The sequence below is a fragment of the Kribbella sp. NPDC000426 genome, assembly GCF_040300265.1.
Classification (GTDB): Bacteria; Actinomycetota; Actinomycetes; order Propionibacteriales; family Kribbellaceae; genus Kribbella.
Window position 1 is genome coordinate 587,490 of the sequence record NZ_JBEPDK010000002.1, and the last position, 16,865, is coordinate 604,354.

The following is a 16,865-nucleotide window of genomic DNA, read 5'->3' on the forward strand; positions in this document are numbered from 1 at the left end:
CTCCTCGAGCAGCCCTCCGGTGACCCTCCTCGGGCAGCACCTCATCTGCCCGCACGACCTCGGCCACCATGTCGCCGCTCCGGTCAGCCCCGAGAGCGGGCCCTGGCGTCTTTCTCCTGCCCAGGGCCCGCTCTTTCTGTTTCGTCGATGTTTCTGTCGGTGGGCTGTGCGAGGGTTCCTGCCATGGTGCTGAGGTGGTACACGGTCGTGATCGATTGCCACGACGTCCGCAAGCAAGCGGCCTGGTGGGCCGAGGCGTTCGGCTGGAAGACGATCATCGAGACCGATGACGAATGCGTGAATGTTCCCGGCTGGGTCGAGCCGGAGACGGTGCACGGCATGGAGTGGGAGCGGATCGGTCCCGGCATGGTGTTCGTCCCGGTGCCCGAGGGCAAGACGGTGAAGAACCGGCTGCATCTGGATTTCGCGCCGCACACGAGCCAGGACCGCGACGCCGAGATCGCCCGCCTCGAAGCGCTCGGCGCCCGCCGCGTCAACGTCGGCCAACCCGAGGGCCCCAGCTGGACCGTCCTGGCAGACCCTGAAGGCAACGAGTTCTGCGTCCTCAGCTCACGCGACTTCTAGATGCCCGCTGACCTGACGATCCAGGCCGAGGTGCCGCCGTCCCGCATCCCGGAGCTGACCGCACTGATGCGTACGGCGTGGTGGATGTCCGACCGCACGCCGGCCGAGGTCGCGCGCCTTCTCGAGCACTCGGACCTCGTGATCAGCGTGACCCTCGCGGACCGCCTGGTCGGCTTCGCACGCGTGCTCACCGACTTCACGCACATCGCCCTGGTGCTGGACGTGATCGTCGACGAATCCCACCGCGGCTCCGGTCTGGGCGCCGCACTGTTGGATGCCGTCGTCAACCACCCTGAGCTGGCCCCGGTTCGCAGCGTCGAGCTCGTCTGCCAGCCGGAGCTCATCCCGTTCTACCGACGCTGGGGATTCACGGACCAGGTCGGGAGCTCCACGCTCATGCGTCGTACGGCCGATGCCCGCTTGACCTCTTGCTGATAGCTGACGACACGGGCACGATCACGGGGACTCGCCAACGACGTACGGAGGCCCTGCCCGATGTCGGACGTGAACCCATCCCCGTCGCCCAGCCAGCCCGGTCCGCCTGCCCATCTCGCGCCACCGGGTCGCCCCGACGGCTCGGGCCGCTCCGCGCCACCCGGTCGTGTTGCGCCTGCCGGACGCCCGGTGGAGCCGCCTGCTTGGACGGTAAGGGCCAGGCCGGTGGTCGATCTGTCGTCGCGGATCCTCTGCCTGCTGATCGGCGGCGCGTTGCTCGTCGCCGGGCTCGTCGGACTGTTCACCGGCGTCGGCCAAGGACCGCTGATCACGGTTCTCGCCGCGGGGCTGTTGCTGGTGATCATGCCGTCGATCGTCGACCGGATCAGGCGGCTGAAGCTGGGGGAGTTCGAAGTACACCTCGTCCGGCAGATCGCAGCGACCGCACGCAGGACCGCCGGCACCCTGCAGGCGCTGGGCATGGAGAAGCAGCTCGACGCCTACGCGACCATCTACACCGAGTTGCGCGGGCCCGAACTGAAGGCGGTCCGCGGCGAGATTCTCGACCGGATCGTCCAGCGCGTCGCGAACGCTTCGGCCGTTGAGAAGTTCGACAAGGACGAGATCAGGGACCTGTTCTTCACCGGCTCGCCGATCGTCCGCGTCCTCGCCCTCGGCCTGATGGAGGGCGACCTGTCCCTCCTCGACAGCGCAGTACTGCACGAGGCGATCAGCAGGTCGCTGACCGGCAACGAGCAGTACCACGCGCTCAAGATCGTCCGGAACGGCTGGGGCCGCCTCGGGGACGACGAACGCACCCGGCTGCTGACCGCGATCGAGACCAACCGTCAGGTCGGCGCCGGTCCGGACCGGAAGGCCGTGGCACAACAAATCCGGGAGCTCGCTGGGAGCTCCCGGATTGGCTGAACTGTTTGATGCAGCTCTGACGCAGCTTTGATGCGTTGGATCAGTGCGTGTGCGGCTCGCTGCCGTGCTCCGCCTCGTGGGCGGCGATCTGCGCCTTGACCTCTTCCATGTCCACCGCGCGCAGCTGACCGATCAGGTCCTCCAGGCTCGCCGCCGGCAGCGCACCGGCCTGCGAGTACAGGACGACGCCGTCGCGGACCGCCATCAGCGTGGGGATCGACGAGATCTGGAAGGCCTGCGCGAGCTCGCCCTGAGCCTCGGTGTCGACCTTGCCGAACGTGATGTCCGCGTGCTGCTCGGACGACTTCTCGTAGACCGGTCCGAACATCTTGCACGGGCCACACCACTCGGCCCAGAAATCCACGAGTACGAGACCGTCGCCACCGACCACCTCGTTGAAGTTGTCCTGGGTCAGCTCGACCGTTGCCACTACGACCTCCGAAAGTAGATGAGTACGACTAGCTCAACACCTGTCGGCCCCCGACTTGTTCCCGGCCCCGGACCGCGCACCCCGGCCGGCGTCGTACGCCGTACGACATGACCGGAATGCGGAGTCTCGTATGTGACCTGGGCCACGTTCTCGGTCGTTGGTCAGATGGGCGAATCCACGAAAGGTGACGCGTAGTCCTGCACCTCACCGAGGATCGACGCCGCCGCCTCGGGGGTCAGGTCGGCACGTTCCCGCTCTGCAACAATCATTTGCTGCAGGAGCCGGGTCTCACCCGCAGTAGCCAGGCCGGTGATCTCCGGGTGGCCGTTGAGCAGCCACGCGGTGGCGGCGGTGATGTAGCGCTGCTCGTCGAACGGCCGGTACCACGTGTCGTACGCCTTCTGCTCGCCGTCCTGCCAGTTGCGGCGGGCAATCATCTTGATCGTCATCAGTGCCGCGTCCGACGCCTTCACGGCCTCGACCAGAGCCGCGTAGTCAGCGGCATACTGCGGATCGGTCGAGAGCTTGTAGTTCAACGGGGTGAGCACGCTGTCGAAATCGAACCGGCGCAGACCCTCGGTGTGCACCGACGGCGCCTGCTCGGTGTGACCGGTGATGCCGATGGCCCGGACCATGCCTTCGTCCTTGGCCCGGATGGCTGCCTCCAGCGAACCGCCCTTGCCAGTGACGAGATCGAGGTTCTCCAGGTCGCAGACCGCGTGCATCTGGATCAGATCCAGGTGGTCGGTCTGCAGCCGCTCCAGCGAGCGGTTGATCTCGCTCCAGGCCTCCTCGAAGGTCCGGCGGCCGGTCTTGGTGGCGAGGAAGATGCGATCGCGGATCTCGGGCATCCGCGGTCCGAGCCGAAGCTCGGCGTCGCCGTAGTCGGCGGCCACGTCGAAGTGGTTGATGCCGGCGTCCAGAGCTTCCTGGATCGAGGCATCCGCGCGGTCCTGGTCGACTCCGCCGAGCGACGCGGCGCCGTAGATCAGTACCGAGCTCTGGTGTCCGAGTCTGCCCAGTCGGCGAGTTTCCATCCTGGTCCTCCAGGGGGTAGCAGGGTCACTCCGACCTTATGCCCGCGAGCGTCTCCGGCAAGCGGTTGTCCACAGGCGAATTTGACCCCCTCGCCACGGGAGAGTTTTCCACAGGCGGATCGTCGGATCGGTTACTATCTGTGATCAGTTGGTGCATTCTTTACCATGTTGTTCGCACGGATATTCGAAACCTGTCCACGGCGTGTGGCATGGTGTGCGCTGCCCAGTCGACCTGAACGGTCATGAGAGAGGAGCTATGACGACGGTGCCGAAGGTGTCACGCTTGGCCGGTAATAGTGACGGTGAGGGTGACACTGCCCGCGACCGGGGTAACAGTATGGCTGCGGGGAGCGATGGACCATCCGGATCCTGGGCTCAGGTCTCCCGGAGGACGGTTGCTTGCCGTATCCTCCCGGCTACTGTCCGCGTAACTGCTGTCTGAGGGGCGGGTAGGGATGAGTTGGTGGCGAACTGTACTGAATCTGCCGCCAAAGGGTGAGCATTGGTCGGACCAGCGCCGGACCAAGAAGGCGGGCAGAGGGCGCCCGCAGAGCACCGCGCCGGAGTGGTGGGACCACCCCGGTGGCCCGGTGTCACCGACCCCTCGGCAAGCGCAGGGCGTAGCAGCGCAGTATTCCGCTCCGCAGCAGCAGGGGCCGCCTCCGCCAGGTGGTGTGATGGCGCCGCCCCGACGGCCGGCACAACGTCCGTCGGGCCCTGCGGAGGTGCCGCAGCAGGACCCGGCGCACCGCACACCCGAACGTTTGAAACAGCGTTCGCCACACGGCGCGCATGGTGCGCACGCCGCACCGGGGCCGGTCCGCGAGGTGCTGGAGCCTGGACAGACGCCGTGGTCGACCGAGCCGGAGTCGTCGTTCTCCACCTGGGCAAGGCGGTTCTTCCGCGGTCTCGTGGTCGTTGTGCTGCTGCTGGCTGCCATCAGCGGCATCCGCTCCTGGATCAGCCCGAACCGGACACCGGAGACCGTTGTCAGCGGGCAGAGCAGTTTCCCGGCCGACGAGTCGCGTGCAGTCGCGACGCGGTACGCCGTTTCGTACCTGACCTGGGACGAGGACAACCCCGACGCCCGTCCGGCGCAGATCGGTCTCGACCTCGCGGCCGGACTGGACAGCCGCGCGGGATGGAACGGTCGCGGCAAACAAACGGCTGACGTTGCCTATCCGGGGCAGGTGACGGCCGACTCCAACGGCCTGACCGCCGTCGTGGACGTCCGGGTCCGCGTGCACACCTTCACCCGGCAGGGCAGGGGCTGGAAGGCCGGACCGGTCGTCTGGGAGCGCATCTCGGTCCCGGTCGTCCGGACCGCGGCCCGGGTCATCGTCAGCGGGCCGCCCACGTTCGTCCCCGACGTGCGGGCCGCGCTGCCGGACAACATGCCGCAGGCAGGCGTGCCGGACGACGACCTGACGGCGGCGACCCAGAAGGACGCCGAGGCGTTCTTCGGCGCGTATGCCGAGTCCGACAACAAGGTGTCGGCGGTGACCGCGCCCGGCTCGACCATCCGCAGCCTGAACGGTGCGGTCAAGTTCGGCGAGCTCAAGGACTGGCAGGTCTACACGGGTAACGACGACGAGCGGCGGGCGACCGCGGCCGTCACCTGGGACGGGGTCGGTGACACCACCTTGGACCAGACGTACACGCTCACGTTGAGGCGTACTGTCGCCACCGACGGAGCACAACGATGGCAAGTGGCTGCCGTCGGATGAATCCAGCGACTGGCCATCGGATGACCGAGGCAACAAGGGAGACACCGCAATGATGACGCACGAACTGGCTGCGAGCGTGGTTCAGCTTGCCGTGCCCATGGCCGACCCCAACGTCCCTACGGGCGCGGACTTCAAGGACTGGGTCCTGGTCATCGCGGGGAACATCTTCATCGCGATCCTCGTGTTGCGTGCCATCGGCCACTACTTCAAGCGCGAGTGGGGCGAGCTGTTCGGCCACATCGCGGCCGGGGTGCTGGTCGGCGGGCTGATCTACGCCAACAACCAGACGATCAACGTGCTCAAGGGCTTCTGGGGATTGCTGTCCGGAGGTAATTGATGCGCGTCGGCCGTACCCTCACCCACCACTTCGAGATCGAGACCCGGCAGTACGACCTGCTCGGTATCGACCTCGGCGAAGGCGCGCGCCGGCGGATGATCATCTTCGGTGCGGTGATCATCGTGCTGTGGATCGCGTTGCTGTTCCCGTTCATCGGCGTACCCAAGAAGCCGACCGTGTCCTTGTACGTGGTGCCGCCGTTCGTGATCACGGCGTTCGGCTGGCGGCCCGGCAAGTTCCACGAACGCCGCCGCCGGGTGACCGAGTGGGCGCTCGCGGTGCGGTACGCGTTGCGTGCGCACCGGCCGATCATCGGTCTCGGTGCGCGGGCCGCCGACAAGACGGAGTACCTGCCGTGGCGTGAGCGCATCTCGACCCGGAAGGTGGCCGACCTGGCGAAGGCCAGAGTGACGCCGGAGTGGGAACGCGAAGCCGTGGTGGAGCTGGATCCGATGGTCCGCGCGGGTGCGGACATCACCGTGAACCAGCGGGCGCGCCTGCTGGGTTCGGATCACGTACAACGGGTGAGTCGCAGGACGTCGTCAGGGAAGGGCCGCGAATGAAGATCGCTGACAAGCTCCTGAACCTGGTGGGGGTCGGCCGCGAGCGCGGCCTACCGCCACCTCGTCTTGTTGCCATCGCCGACGGCCTGCTGGTGACCGAGCGCAGCGCCGAGGCGTGGTTCCTGATCTCGGTGGCGAACACGGACCTGGCCACCGAGTCGGAGCAGGACGCGGCTCTGGACGCGGCGGTCAGCGCTGCGGCGACGATTCTCGGCGACCGGCTCAGTCACCTGAAGGTGGTGTGGGGCCGTTCGACCGGTCAGGACTACATCGACTCGATGGCCGGCCACTACCGGCTGGGCGATCACGACGCGTGGGCGCAGACCCGGGCCGACCGGATCGACGAGATGCGGATGCCTGAGCGGTACGTCGCGCTCGGCGTACATCTGAGTGACCGTGACCCGCGGGCGACCGCGCAGGTGCGGGGTTCGATCAGCGACGCTCTCGGTACGACGTCGTGGCGGGTCAGTGCGCGCGAGCTCGCGCACCTGGACGAGCGGGTGCGCAAGCTCGCTCGTCAGCTCGGCTCGACGGTCTGGCGTGCGCACACCGCGCCGGCCGAGGTGATCTCCTGGCTGATCAGCCGGGAGATGCATCGTGGTGCGGTCGCGGCGCCGCGGCGTGGTCTGATCACCGGTGCTTCGCTGGCCCGGCTGACGTCGGGGCGCGTGGTGCCGTACACCGATCACCTGCGGATCTACGACACGCGTGGGCAGATCGCGGCGTACACGACTGTTCTGGCGATGACCGACTTCCCCGAAGAGCTCGAGACACCCGGCGCGGGGGAGTGGCTGCGGACGCTGTCGGAGATCAAGGCGATCGACGACGACGGCGAGGAAATCGACGTCACGGTCGAGGCATCGGTCCGTTTCCGCGTGCTGACGAAGAAGACTGCGCGGCATCTGGTCGACGAGACCCGCAAGAGCGCGAAGGAACAGCGCCGGTCGGCCGCGAAGGGTACGGCGGAGGAGACTGCCGACGAGATCGTGGAGACCGAGCGTGTGATGCGTGAGGTCAAGCGCGACATCAACCGCAGCGGTTTGACGCTGGTCGAGGACCACCCGCGGTTGCTGGTCAGCGCCGACACGCGTGAAGACCTGGAAGCCTATGTAGACGCGGTTATCGCGCACTATGCGGACCGTGGCATCACTGTGGCCGCAGGTGCTGACGAGCAGCGCGACCTGTGGCTGGAGTCGTTGCCTGGCGATCAGTTGCGCGTGCCGGACCTCGGGCATGTGCGGGAGTCGACTGCGTTCTTCGGGTCGTGGTTCTGGGGCGGTGCGTCGATCGGTGACGCGACTGGTCCTGCCATTGGCTATCTGACTGGGTCTACGCCTGGTCTGGTGCGTTTTGACGCGGCTGCTGGTTCCGCTCTTGGTGACGCGACGACGACGCTGTTCCTGGGCCGGTCTGGTCGAGGTAAGACCACTGCGGCGATGCTGGGCGGTTTGGACTCCGCGTTCGCCGGTGCTTGGGTGCCGCTGCTGGACCTCAAGGGCGACGCTGCGGGTGTGTCGGCGGTTGCTGCGGAGTACGGCGTACCGACTGCTGTCATTGAGATCACCGCGCAGTTCTCCGGTGCTGCGGACCTGCTGCGCGTGCTGCCTGTCGACGACGCGCTGCTGCAGGCGCCTTCGCAGCTCATGCTTCTGCTGCCGCCGCATCTGCGTGGTGCGGCCGAGGCTCCCGTCATGGCAGCGACGCGCGCCGAGATCCAGTCGCCCGATCCCTCGTCGTGGGGCGTCATCCAGCGGTTGTGCGCTTCCGACTCGGAGACCGTGCGTACGGTCGGTTTCGCCCTGCGCGACCTGGTCGAGACCGGACTCGGCTCGGTCGTCGCCGGCCCGCCGTCCGGCCTGTCGTCCCTCACCACGAACCCGGGCCTCTGGGTCGTGCAGATGCCCGGCCTTACGCTCCCGTCGCCCGAGTCGGCGCCCGAGTCCTGGTCCCCGATCGAACGCGTCGGCATGGCCTGCCTCCGCGGCTGCCTCGCCTGGATGGTCCGTACGACGGGCCGCCGCGAGTTCCGCGGCCGCTCCAAGGTCGTCATCGTCCCCGAGGTCCACCTGCTGACGAAGACCCCGGACGGCGCGTCCTTCCTGGACTACATCGCCCGTGTCGGCCGTGCCCTCGGCGCCTCGCTCGTCCTGGACACCCAGGACCCGGCGTCGATCCTGAAGCTCCCCGGTCTGGTCGAGCAGATCACGACCCTGTTCGCGTTCAGCCTGCGTTCCCGCGAACAGGTCGACTCGCTGCTCGAGCTCCTCGGCCGCCCGCAGACCGCGCCGTACCAAACCCTGGTCCGCGGCATCAACACCGCCGCCAACGGCAAGTCGATCCGCCACGGCCACTGCATCATGCGCGACCGCTGGGACGAGGTAGCCACCGTCCAGATCGACATCCCCAGCCAGCGCGTAGCCGCCCTCCTCCGCACCACCCCCGAATCCGAACACGCCAACACCCCCGCCCAACCGGCCCTCCCCACCGCCCCCGAGGACCCCTTCGCCGAAGACGACCTCTTCGAACCAGCCGCCACCGCCACCGCCCAGTACGAGGCCCACCGGTACGACGACACCCCGTCGTACAACCCCACCTCGAACAGCGGCCCGGCCCCCCAGAACGGCGGCCCCGCCTCCCAGAACGGTGGCCCCGCCCTTCAGAACGGTGGCCCCGCGCCCCAGAACGGTGCACCTACGTCGTTGAACGGCGGCACCCCGGCCCGCACCCCCGGCCCCCAACCGCCGGCACCCGCGGGCCCGCAACAAGCCGCCACCCCGTCACCGCAACCGCAATACGGTCCCGCCGCACCCTCACCGGCAGAGGACACCCCCCAACTCCCGGTAGCCCAACAAAACGGCCACCCCCCAACCCCCAACGGCCAGTCCCACGCCCCGGAGAACGGCCAGTCCCACGGCTCGGAGAACGCCGGCCCCAACGCCCAACAGCCCCACCCCAACGGCCAACCCCAGCCCAACGGCCAACCCCAGGGCAACGGCCAACCTCAGGCCAACGGCCAACACCCCCAGCCCAACGGGCAACGGCCCCAGCCCAACGGCCAACAACCCACTCCCCACACCCAAGAACCCCAGCAAGACCGCCGCCCCCTCCGCCACGACTACCCGATCGGCCCCGACGAGGTCTACGACCAAGAAGCCGACGAGGCCGCCTACAACGAAGCCATGTACCCCGCCCACCCCGACGACCCCACCCCCGACCCAGACCACCACACCGACAACAAGGAACACGTCGCATGAGGTGGCCCCGCCGCCTCCGAACCGCGGCCACCGTCCTCTCCATCTCCTTCATCATCACAGCCCAGGTAGCCCTAGCCGCCGACCCCAACCAAGGCCCCACCAACCCCACAGGCTTCGCCGACCTACTCCCCACCCCTGACCTGACCCACGGCGACACTCGAACCTTGTTCGAGCAGTACACGCCGATGGCTTACGGACTCGACTTCGACACGGGCCTGACAGATTCGTTCAACATGATCTTCAACGGCTACGCGTACCTGGTGATGATGTACATCACCGCGATTACGCGAGCCGCGATCTCCGTTGGCTGGTGGCTCTTCTCATTCACCGATGTGAAACCGCTGACTGACGCGACATCCGCCACGATCGGCGCCACTGGCACCCAGTTGGTCGGTTGGCTGCTCCCGTCGGCCCTAGCGTTCGGTGCTGTGGCGGCCTACACCCAACGCCGCGCAACTGGAAGCTCGCTGGGCCAGCTTGCTTGGGTACTGGTCGCGGGAGTCCTGAGTATCAGCTTTGCGCTCGCACCAGCGACGTGGCTACGCGGTGTTGACGGCGCCCGGCAGATGGGTGCGAGTGCCGTGATGACGGCCTCTTCGGATGCGCTCGGGCCCACGATGCAAACCCCTATCCCATGGCCTGAGCCCGGTTTCACCGGAACGTCGAAGGACACCCTGCTCCGGAAGTCGGCGGATGCCAGTTGGCGAGGCTTCGCTGTCACTCCGTGGTGTATCGCAGAGTTCGGGTCGATCGCCGCCTGCGAGCGGTACGGCAAGGGCATGCTCGACGTCGGAGTGAATCCCAAGGATCGAATGGACTATGTGAACAAGGTCGTCGTTCCTGCAGAAGGTGGCGAGGATTCACCGACCGCGAAATGGGTCAAGGGAGACAACCCCTTCGGTCGAACAGCAGTGGTGATGCTCGCAGCCATCGCGGCGACATTGTTCGGATTCCTGAACATCGGCTTGGCGTTCACGGCCCTCATGGCGTTCATCGGCGCGTTGCTCCTCCTCGTTGTCGGGGTGTTCTTTGCCTGTTTGTGGATCATTCCCGGCAGACCCCGGCAGTGGGGGCTGAACTGGTTCGAGGCACTGGTCGGACTCGTGCTTCAGTCCTTCCTTGCGATGCTCGTGTTCGGTACGTCGCTAACGCTTGTCACTGCCGTCTTCACCCTGACGGGCTCCCTTGGGTGGTTGCCGGTGACGGGCCTCGCGATCGCCGTGTTGATCGTCGGATTCCGGTTGCGGCGTTTGCTGGACAGCCTTACGACGATGATGCGTCCCGGTGCCGGCAGCATCATGCTGGGTGGGCTTGCGCGTCGTGGTGCGATGAGTGCGGTCAAGCGGGTTATGGGTGCCCTGAGCAGTCGAGGTGCGGCACCGGCGCCTACTGAGCGCAGTCGCGATCGCATCCGGACTTCGGAGTCGGCTTCCCAACGGGTCTCCTCTGTCCGTGTGTATCGGCAGGCTCCCGTGGTTGGTTCTCTGGCGCGCGGTTCCGGCGGCAGTTCGCCGCACGAGCTCACCGCGGGTCTGGGCGGACGCCGTGTGGACGGTGCCGCAGGAGGCCCGAGCGGCGCTGGTCCCGCTGGTCAGCACGCGGCAGCTGCGGCTGCCGCCGGGGGAGCGGCCGGTCGACTCGCCTCCGCGGCCAGTCCCACGCGCACGACCTCGGGTCTCAACCTCGCCCGGGCGCGTTCGCAGGCGAAGGACGCGGACAAGCGTCCGACGATCACGGTCACCAGTGCCGGCGTCGCAGCACCGACCAATTCGTCGTCGGGTGGCGCCCGTCGAGCCAATGACGCGCAGAAGGCCCGTCACTCACGGCGTCCCATTCCAGTGCCTTCCAATGATGTCCGCTACGAGCCGCGAGCCCACACGCACTCAGCGAGCCTGCGCGAAGGGCCGCCGAAGGGACAACGAGTACGGCGCAAGGCAGCGCAGTCGCAGCCGCGGAGGTTCCGCGAGTACTCGGCTGTCACCAAGGACGGCGTGACGGTGCACGTGCCGACGCGTAGGTGATGCCGGATGGCCCGGAAACCACGATCGCCGCACGACCGCCGCGAAGGCGCCAGTCAGTCGCGGCATCGCGCACCTGACCCCAGCGGTTCGGAATCGGACCGCCGGGAAGGCCGGCCGCGCCCTGACGCTCCCGAGGGCTGGCGCTCGCTGATGAGCAACGACTACGAGTACCCGGAAGAGTTGGACGAGCTGCACGGTCGCGACCGACGTCGTGCGAAGAAGAACTGGCGTCGTGACGATCATGTGCAGCGCATGGCTTGGCTGCGCAATCAGCGCCAAGCCGAACCGACGAGCCCCGCGGCTATTGTCGTCCTGGTCGTCATCCTTGCCGTCATCATCCTCGGTGTCGGCGGCGGACTGCCACGCCTCCTGGGCGGCAAGAGCAAGGACGACGGAGCCCCCATCAGCCTGCTGACACCCGGTCGCTCGGTGGTACTCCCGACTGCGCCGTCGACCCAGTCGAACCAGCCCGTAGGTCCCACCAGCTCTGACCTCACAACTCCGCCTCCGCAGACTCAACGACCGGCGGTCGAGGCGACAGCCATGGCGACCGATGTCGTCGGTGCGTGGGCGCGAGCCTTCTACACCCGTGACCCGGCCACGGAGACGTACGCCGCACTGGTGGCGAAATGCGCGAAGTACATGACCTCCGACGTGGCATCGAGCTTCACCGCGGCGGGAGATCCGACGTACGAAGCGCTCAAGAGCGACGGTGGCAAATCGACGGTTCTCGCAGCTCCGGTGACCGCGCCACCGGCAAATGCGGAGGCACCGGTCAACACTCCGAGCCGCATCACGCGCTTCGTCAAGGTCACCATCGACGTCACCGGCAAACACGCCCAGCGGTTCGACGTACCTCTGCTCATCACGCTGGCAAACCAGAACGGCCAGTGGGTCATCAGCGACGTATCCGGCGGTACGGGACCGTGACGGCAGGGGACTGCGATGTTCGACGAGGGTGATCTCGGTCGGGGACTCCTGTCGGTCGTCGGCCGAGGGTGGTTCGCCAAAGGTGCGGCTGCGCTGGCGATCATCGGAGTCGCAAGTCTGCTGATGCTGGCACCCTTCGGCGGCGGTACGACGAACCAGGCTGCTTGCCCTGTTGGGCTTCCCGGCCAAGGCGGCGATCCGAAGCCCACAGGACCCCTTCGCACGACGCAGATCGCATTCGCCAAACTGATCGACAGCGTCGCGGTGCAGCGGGGCCTACCGGGCAAGGCAACACTGATCGCGTTGATGACGGCGCTGGTCGAGTCGGATCTCCAGAACCTGACGTACGGCGACGCCGACTCGGTCGGTCTGTTCCAGCAGCGACCTGCGGCCGGTTGGGGCTCTCGCCTTCAGATCATGAATCCGCGGTACGCCGCCAACGCATTCTTCGGCGGATCCCAGGCGCCAGATCCGCCTGGCCTCGTGGACATCAACGGCTGGCCCTCGATGGCGCTCGGTGATGCAGCGCAGGCGGTCCAGGTATCCGCGTTCCCCGACAGGTACGCCGTACGCGAGCAAGAGGCCCGCGAGATCGCCTCTGCCGCCGGCATCGACCTGAGCCGAGCCGGGAACCCGTACGCCGGTCGCACCGGCGCGCCAGCGGGCGGGTCAGTCGTCGATGGATTGCAGGACGACGACAACTGCGGTCAGTCGGGCGGATTGACCGCAGGCAAGCCGGTCAACGGCGTCTGGCCGCAGCAGAAGGCGACCGTTACAGACCCGACCGGCACCGGTGGGCTGGTGACGCCGCGTACGGCGGCCTGGGTCGCGCTAGCACGCAAGAATCTCGGCAACCTGAGCATGAGCTGCTGGGACGCACACGCATGGAACCCGACCAGCGACCATCCTCGCGGCCTGGCCTGTGACGTCATGGTCGGCACAGACGCGAGAAAGTCCGCCCCCGCCCGCGCCCGCGGCGACCAGATCGCGAACTGGGCCATAACCACCGCCGGACAGACCGGCGTCCACTACGTCATCTGGTACGGCAAGATCTGGTCCGCCCGCCGAGGCACCTGGATCCCCTACAACGGCGGCGGCGTCTACAACCCAACCGACGCCACCGGCGGCCACTTCGACCACGTCCACGTATCCCTGTACTGATAATGGACGGACCCAAACCGCCAACCTGAGGAGAAAGACATGACCGGCCCCGGCGAGCCGAACGAAGAGAACGGTGGCTGGCCCGGTCCATCTGATCCTGGACCTGCACTACCTCCGAACTACGGCCCTCCTCAGGGCGGCATGCCACCACGGGAATTGCCGCCGAATGCCGGACCGGGGAAGGGCCCTCGTCCGGGAGTTGGGCCTGCTTTCCTGCCAGAACCGTCTGCATGGGTTGCGTTGCTGACCGCTGTCCCGTGGTTCTTCTGGAGTTTGGTTCTCGTAGTTTGGGTGGCGGGTGCGATCGGCTTCGGGTGGGGCTGGATCGTCGTCGTCCTGTGGATTCTCTCCGGCGCAGTGAGCTTTGTGGCGCCGGCCGAGCCGCTGTTTGCGAGATATCTCTTCCGGCTTCGCGAACCGACCCTGGTCGAGCAGGAGCGCCTGGGACCGATCTGGCATCAGTTGTTGGCACGTGCGGATGTGGGTCGTGGGCGGTACACCTTGTGGATTCAGGAGTCGGACGAAGTCAATGCGACTCCGACCCCGGGACATGTCGTCGCAGTGACCCGGTGGGCGCTCTACACCCTGCCGCCAACGCACCTCGAGTCTGTCCTGGCGCATGAGTTGGCGCATCATCTCGGCGGGCGATCATGGCTGAGCATGCTCAGCTTCTGGTACTCGATTCCAGCGCGCTGTGGGCTGATCGTTGTACGAGCTATTGCTCGACTGATGAGGCGAGTCCCGGCACTGGGTTGCCTTATTGGCGGGTTCTTGGCCATGGCCTACGTTGGACTGATCATCGCTGTCTTCGCCCTTGGACACGGCTACATCTGGCCGTTCCTCTTCATCACGCCGTTTATCGCGCCGCCGTTCCTCGCATGGCTTAACCGCTGGCACGTGAGGCAGGCCGATCAGAAGGCCGCCGCCTTGGGGTACGGCAGCACTTTGGTGCAGGTGCTCTATGGCTGGCAGATGCAGCATCAGCAGTCGCTGGGACGTGACGAGAGCCGTCGCGCTCAAGTCATGGCGAACACGCCATCCTTGGTCGAGCGAGTGCGTGTGCTCGAGCGGGTCGGAGGCATTCCGCCGAAAGCCTGGGGCTGACGCGGAGTCGGTTCTGGTCGAGTCTGAGCGGATAATAAGGAGACCGCGGCGCACGGAGTTGGATCCGAAAATGTGTCGCGGTCTCGTTGGTTTCAACGGTGTTGGTGCACTTCTGACTCGATTGATTGCCAGGCTTGGCGGGTGAGGTTGGTGGTGGGGGTTATTTGTAGGGTGGTTTGGGATTTGGATTTGGATTGGGTCCAGAGGGCTTTGGTGTAGCCGTTGTGGAGGATTGTGCCTTTGGGGACGGGGAGGGAAGTGGGGGTCGGGGTGAAGCGGGAGCGGTCTGCGTGGGAGAGGAGGAGGTTGTCGTATTCGGGGAGGAAGCGGGTGGGGGGTTCGATGTCTTCGGGTGGGAGGGGGATGTCGGGGAGGTCGTAGAGGGGGCGGGTGGAGTTGGGGGTGGTGTAGGTGCGGAGGTCCAGGTGGTCGAAGATTTCTGACAGGTGGGTGAGGCCGGACCAGGTTTGCGCGTCGGCTATCGTCGCGGGGCCGTAGGCGGTTAGGTAGCGCAGTACCAGGGCTTCTGCGGAGGGCTTGGTGGTGATGGGGGAGTTGAGCCAGAGGTCGGCGGTGGTCATGGTGGGGTTGCCGCCTTTGTTCCAGATGCCTCGGGGTGGGATCTGAATGGTGGGGAGGAGGCAGCGGACGGCGTGGGCCAGGGCGGCGGGTTCGCGGTCGGGCCAGAGCTTGCCGAGGTACTCGCGGAGTTGGACGGCCGTGGCCGGGCTCTCGGTCATGCGGTCGATGCCGGCGCGGAGTACGGCGTTCACGTCGAGGCCCTTGAGGCGATGCCGGCCGTAGGTGATGTTCTGGTAGATCTCGCGGTCCAGCCGGGGCTGGACGAGGGGCCGGAAGGCGAGGAAGTCGCGGCTCGAAACCAGGTGGATGGTTGCCCTCATCAACGAGCCGCGGACAGCTTGGCGGTCTTCCAGAAGGTTCACGAGTTCCGCCGGCTGGAAGTTGTTCAGCCGGGTCCAGAGGCCGACGTACGGCGCGAGCGGGGCCTGGGCCTGCATGCCGGCCAGGTGCTCGATCGCTTCGAGCGCGGTGGCGTCGTGGCGTTCGAGCAGCCATTGGCGATCGAGCGTGGCACGGTTCAATGCCCACAGGCTCAACGTAGTCATGACAAGATCCTCTCCAGCTCCAACGCTAGGAGAGGTAGCGGTCAGAAACTGGCCGCTTCGAATCCCAGACCGGCCGTGAACGCGGTGAGCAGATCACGCCCCGCGGGCCACAGGTCGAGGTTGCTTGCGGTGTTGATGTGGCCCAGGTCGGGGAGGGCGATGTGGGGTGTTGCCCAGGATCGGGCCAGGCGAGTCGCGGCGGCGGGGCTGCAGTAGGGGTCGTCGGTGCTGGTGACGAGGACGGCGGGAACGGGGAGCCGGGGAGTGGGCAGGGACGTGAAAGTTGGTAGGCGATCCCTCGGGAAGGTAGGGGCCTCCGGATCGGGAGGGGCGACCAAGAAGGCGCCACGGATCCGGGCGGGCGGCGACTGGGTGAGCCAGTGGGCTAGGGCGTGGCAGCCAAGGCTGTGGGTTATGAAGGTGATGTCGTCGGGCACCTGAGCGACGGCTCGGGTGATGGCGTCGGACCAGTCGGTGAGGTCGGGGGAGGTCCAGGACGCGGGCTGGATGCGGATGGTGGGGGTGAGCCATTCGGACTCCCAGCGGGACTGCCAGTGGTGTTCGTCGGAGCCGTCCAGGCCGGGGATGATGATGAAGGTCATGAAGTCTCCAGAAGCGATGTAGGACTGTCATGATGGAGGAGTCATCGCCGTACGGCGTCCTGAGCTGATGAAATGAAGGTCGATGAGCGAGGCAACGACTGGTTCATTGGACCCGATCGACCGCGAGATCCTCGCGATCCTGCAGACCGACGGCAGGCTGAGCGGGGCCGACATCGGACGGAAGGTGAACCTCTCCCAGCCCGCGGTGTCGGCGCGGATCCAGCGGCTGGAGCGTTCCGGCGTGATCACCGGGTACCGCGCGGTCGTCGACCCCGCGAAGGTCGGGCTGAACATCCACGCCGTCGTACGCGTCCGCACCACGCACGCCCGGATCCCCGAGTCACTCGAGTTGTTCGCGACGTTGCGAGAGGTCGTCGCGACGTACCGGCTGACCGGTGAGGACTGCTTCCTGCTCGACGTTCACGCGCCCGACGCGGGCCGGCTCGAGCAGGTGGTCGACGCGATCGGCCGGCTGGGGCCGGTGAGCACCTCGCTGGTACTGCGGGAGTACCCGGGCAAGCCGCTCGCCCTCGGATAACAGGATTTCCCTTGCCGCCGCGAAATCCGCAGAATCCCGCGAAGTTCCGCTTCCCAGCGGACGGTACGCCGAACTAGGGTTCGACGG

General features: G+C 66.9%; 16 protein-coding genes. 12 read left to right on the forward strand and 4 right to left on the reverse strand.

The features are described from left to right. The first annotated feature begins 183 nt into the window (after nt 1-183). The 3 genes from ABT313_RS10665 to ABT313_RS10675 all read left to right on the forward strand — a co-directional run bounded on the left by ABT313_RS10665 (nt 184) and on the right by ABT313_RS10675 (nt 1,947). The gene (locus tag ABT313_RS10665; RefSeq protein ID WP_350850916.1) at nt 184-585 is read left to right on the forward strand and encodes a VOC family protein; all 402 of its coding nucleotides are present in this window, start codon (nt 184-186) and stop codon (nt 583-585) included. Then, nucleotides 586-1,020 carry a GNAT family N-acetyltransferase gene (locus ABT313_RS10670; protein ID WP_350850918.1) on the forward strand — a complete coding sequence of 145 codons (435 nt, stop codon included), beginning with the start codon at nt 586-588 and terminating at the stop codon, nt 1,018-1,020. A 225-nt stretch (nt 1,021-1,245) separates the two neighbouring features. Then, the gene (locus tag ABT313_RS10675) at nt 1,246-1,947 is read left to right on the forward strand and encodes a hypothetical protein (protein WP_350850920.1); all 702 of its coding nucleotides are present in this window, start codon (nt 1,246-1,248) and stop codon (nt 1,945-1,947) included. Between the two features lie 40 nt (nt 1,948-1,987). Here ABT313_RS10675 and trxA read toward each other — a convergent pair whose 3' ends face one another. Both trxA and ABT313_RS10685 read right to left on the reverse strand, forming a co-directional pair. Continuing rightward, the gene (gene trxA, locus ABT313_RS10680) at nt 1,988-2,377 is read right to left on the reverse strand and encodes a thioredoxin (RefSeq protein ID WP_350850922.1); all 390 of its coding nucleotides are present in this window, start codon (nt 2,375-2,377) and stop codon (nt 1,988-1,990) included. A gap of 161 nt (nt 2,378-2,538) precedes the next feature. After that, the gene (locus ABT313_RS10685) at nt 2,539-3,414 is read right to left on the reverse strand and encodes an aldo/keto reductase (protein ID WP_350850924.1); all 876 of its coding nucleotides are present in this window, start codon (nt 3,412-3,414) and stop codon (nt 2,539-2,541) included. Between the two features lie 764 nt (nt 3,415-4,178). Here ABT313_RS10685 and ABT313_RS10690 point away from each other — a divergent pair. The 8 genes from ABT313_RS10690 (at nt 4,179) to ABT313_RS10725 (ending at nt 14,511) form a co-directional block, all read left to right on the forward strand. Beyond that, the gene (locus tag ABT313_RS10690; RefSeq protein ID WP_350850926.1) at nt 4,179-5,141 is read left to right on the forward strand and encodes a conjugal transfer protein; all 963 of its coding nucleotides are present in this window, start codon (nt 4,179-4,181) and stop codon (nt 5,139-5,141) included. A gap of 52 nt (nt 5,142-5,193) precedes the next feature. Continuing rightward, entirely contained in the window at nt 5,194-5,478 is a 285-nt protein-coding gene (locus tag ABT313_RS10695; RefSeq protein ID WP_233714649.1) for a hypothetical protein, read from the forward strand. Then, nucleotides 5,478-6,041 (forward strand): hypothetical protein, encoded by a 564-nt coding sequence (locus ABT313_RS10700; RefSeq protein WP_350850928.1) that lies wholly within the window; start codon nt 5,478-5,480, stop codon nt 6,039-6,041. The genes ABT313_RS10695 and ABT313_RS10700 overlap by 1 nt, the downstream gene beginning before the upstream one ends. After that, a complete protein-coding gene (locus tag ABT313_RS10705; RefSeq protein WP_350850930.1) occupies nt 6,038-9,295 on the forward strand; it encodes an ATP-binding protein in 3,258 nt (1,085 codons plus the stop codon). Before ABT313_RS10700 ends, ABT313_RS10705 begins: the two co-directional genes overlap by 4 nt. Before the next feature lie 164 nt (nt 9,296-9,459). Continuing rightward, complete coding sequence (locus tag ABT313_RS10710) at nt 9,460-11,316, forward strand: hypothetical protein (protein ID WP_350850932.1); 1,857 nt, start codon at nt 9,460-9,462, stop codon at nt 11,314-11,316. Between the two features lie 150 nt (nt 11,317-11,466). Continuing rightward, complete coding sequence (locus ABT313_RS10715; RefSeq protein ID WP_350850934.1) at nt 11,467-12,246, forward strand: hypothetical protein; 780 nt, start codon at nt 11,467-11,469, stop codon at nt 12,244-12,246. Nucleotides 12,247-12,261: 15 nt separating this feature from the next. Next, complete coding sequence (locus ABT313_RS10720; protein WP_350850936.1) at nt 12,262-13,407, forward strand: VldE C-terminal domain-containing protein; 1,146 nt, start codon at nt 12,262-12,264, stop codon at nt 13,405-13,407. 291 nt (nt 13,408-13,698) lie between these two features. Further along, nucleotides 13,699-14,511 carry a M48 family metalloprotease gene (locus ABT313_RS10725; protein WP_350850937.1) on the forward strand — a complete coding sequence of 271 codons (813 nt, stop codon included), beginning with the start codon at nt 13,699-13,701 and terminating at the stop codon, nt 14,509-14,511. Nucleotides 14,512-14,603: 92 nt separating this feature from the next. Here the strand turns inward: ABT313_RS10725 and ABT313_RS10730 are convergent, their stop codons facing one another. Next, nucleotides 14,604-15,638 (reverse strand): winged helix DNA-binding domain-containing protein, encoded by a 1,035-nt coding sequence (locus ABT313_RS10730; RefSeq protein ID WP_350850939.1) that lies wholly within the window; start codon nt 15,636-15,638, stop codon nt 14,604-14,606. A gap of 41 nt (nt 15,639-15,679) precedes the next feature. Then, the gene (locus tag ABT313_RS10735; protein WP_350850941.1) at nt 15,680-16,240 is read right to left on the reverse strand and encodes an RBBP9/YdeN family alpha/beta hydrolase; all 561 of its coding nucleotides are present in this window, start codon (nt 16,238-16,240) and stop codon (nt 15,680-15,682) included. 82 nt (nt 16,241-16,322) lie between these two features. Here ABT313_RS10735 and ABT313_RS10740 point away from each other — a divergent pair, with 82 nt between their 5' ends. Further along, nucleotides 16,323-16,778: an Lrp/AsnC family transcriptional regulator gene (locus ABT313_RS10740; protein ID WP_350850943.1), complete on the forward strand. Its 456-nt coding sequence runs from the start codon at nt 16,323-16,325 to the stop codon at nt 16,776-16,778. Nucleotides 16,779-16,865: the final 87 nt, after the last annotated feature.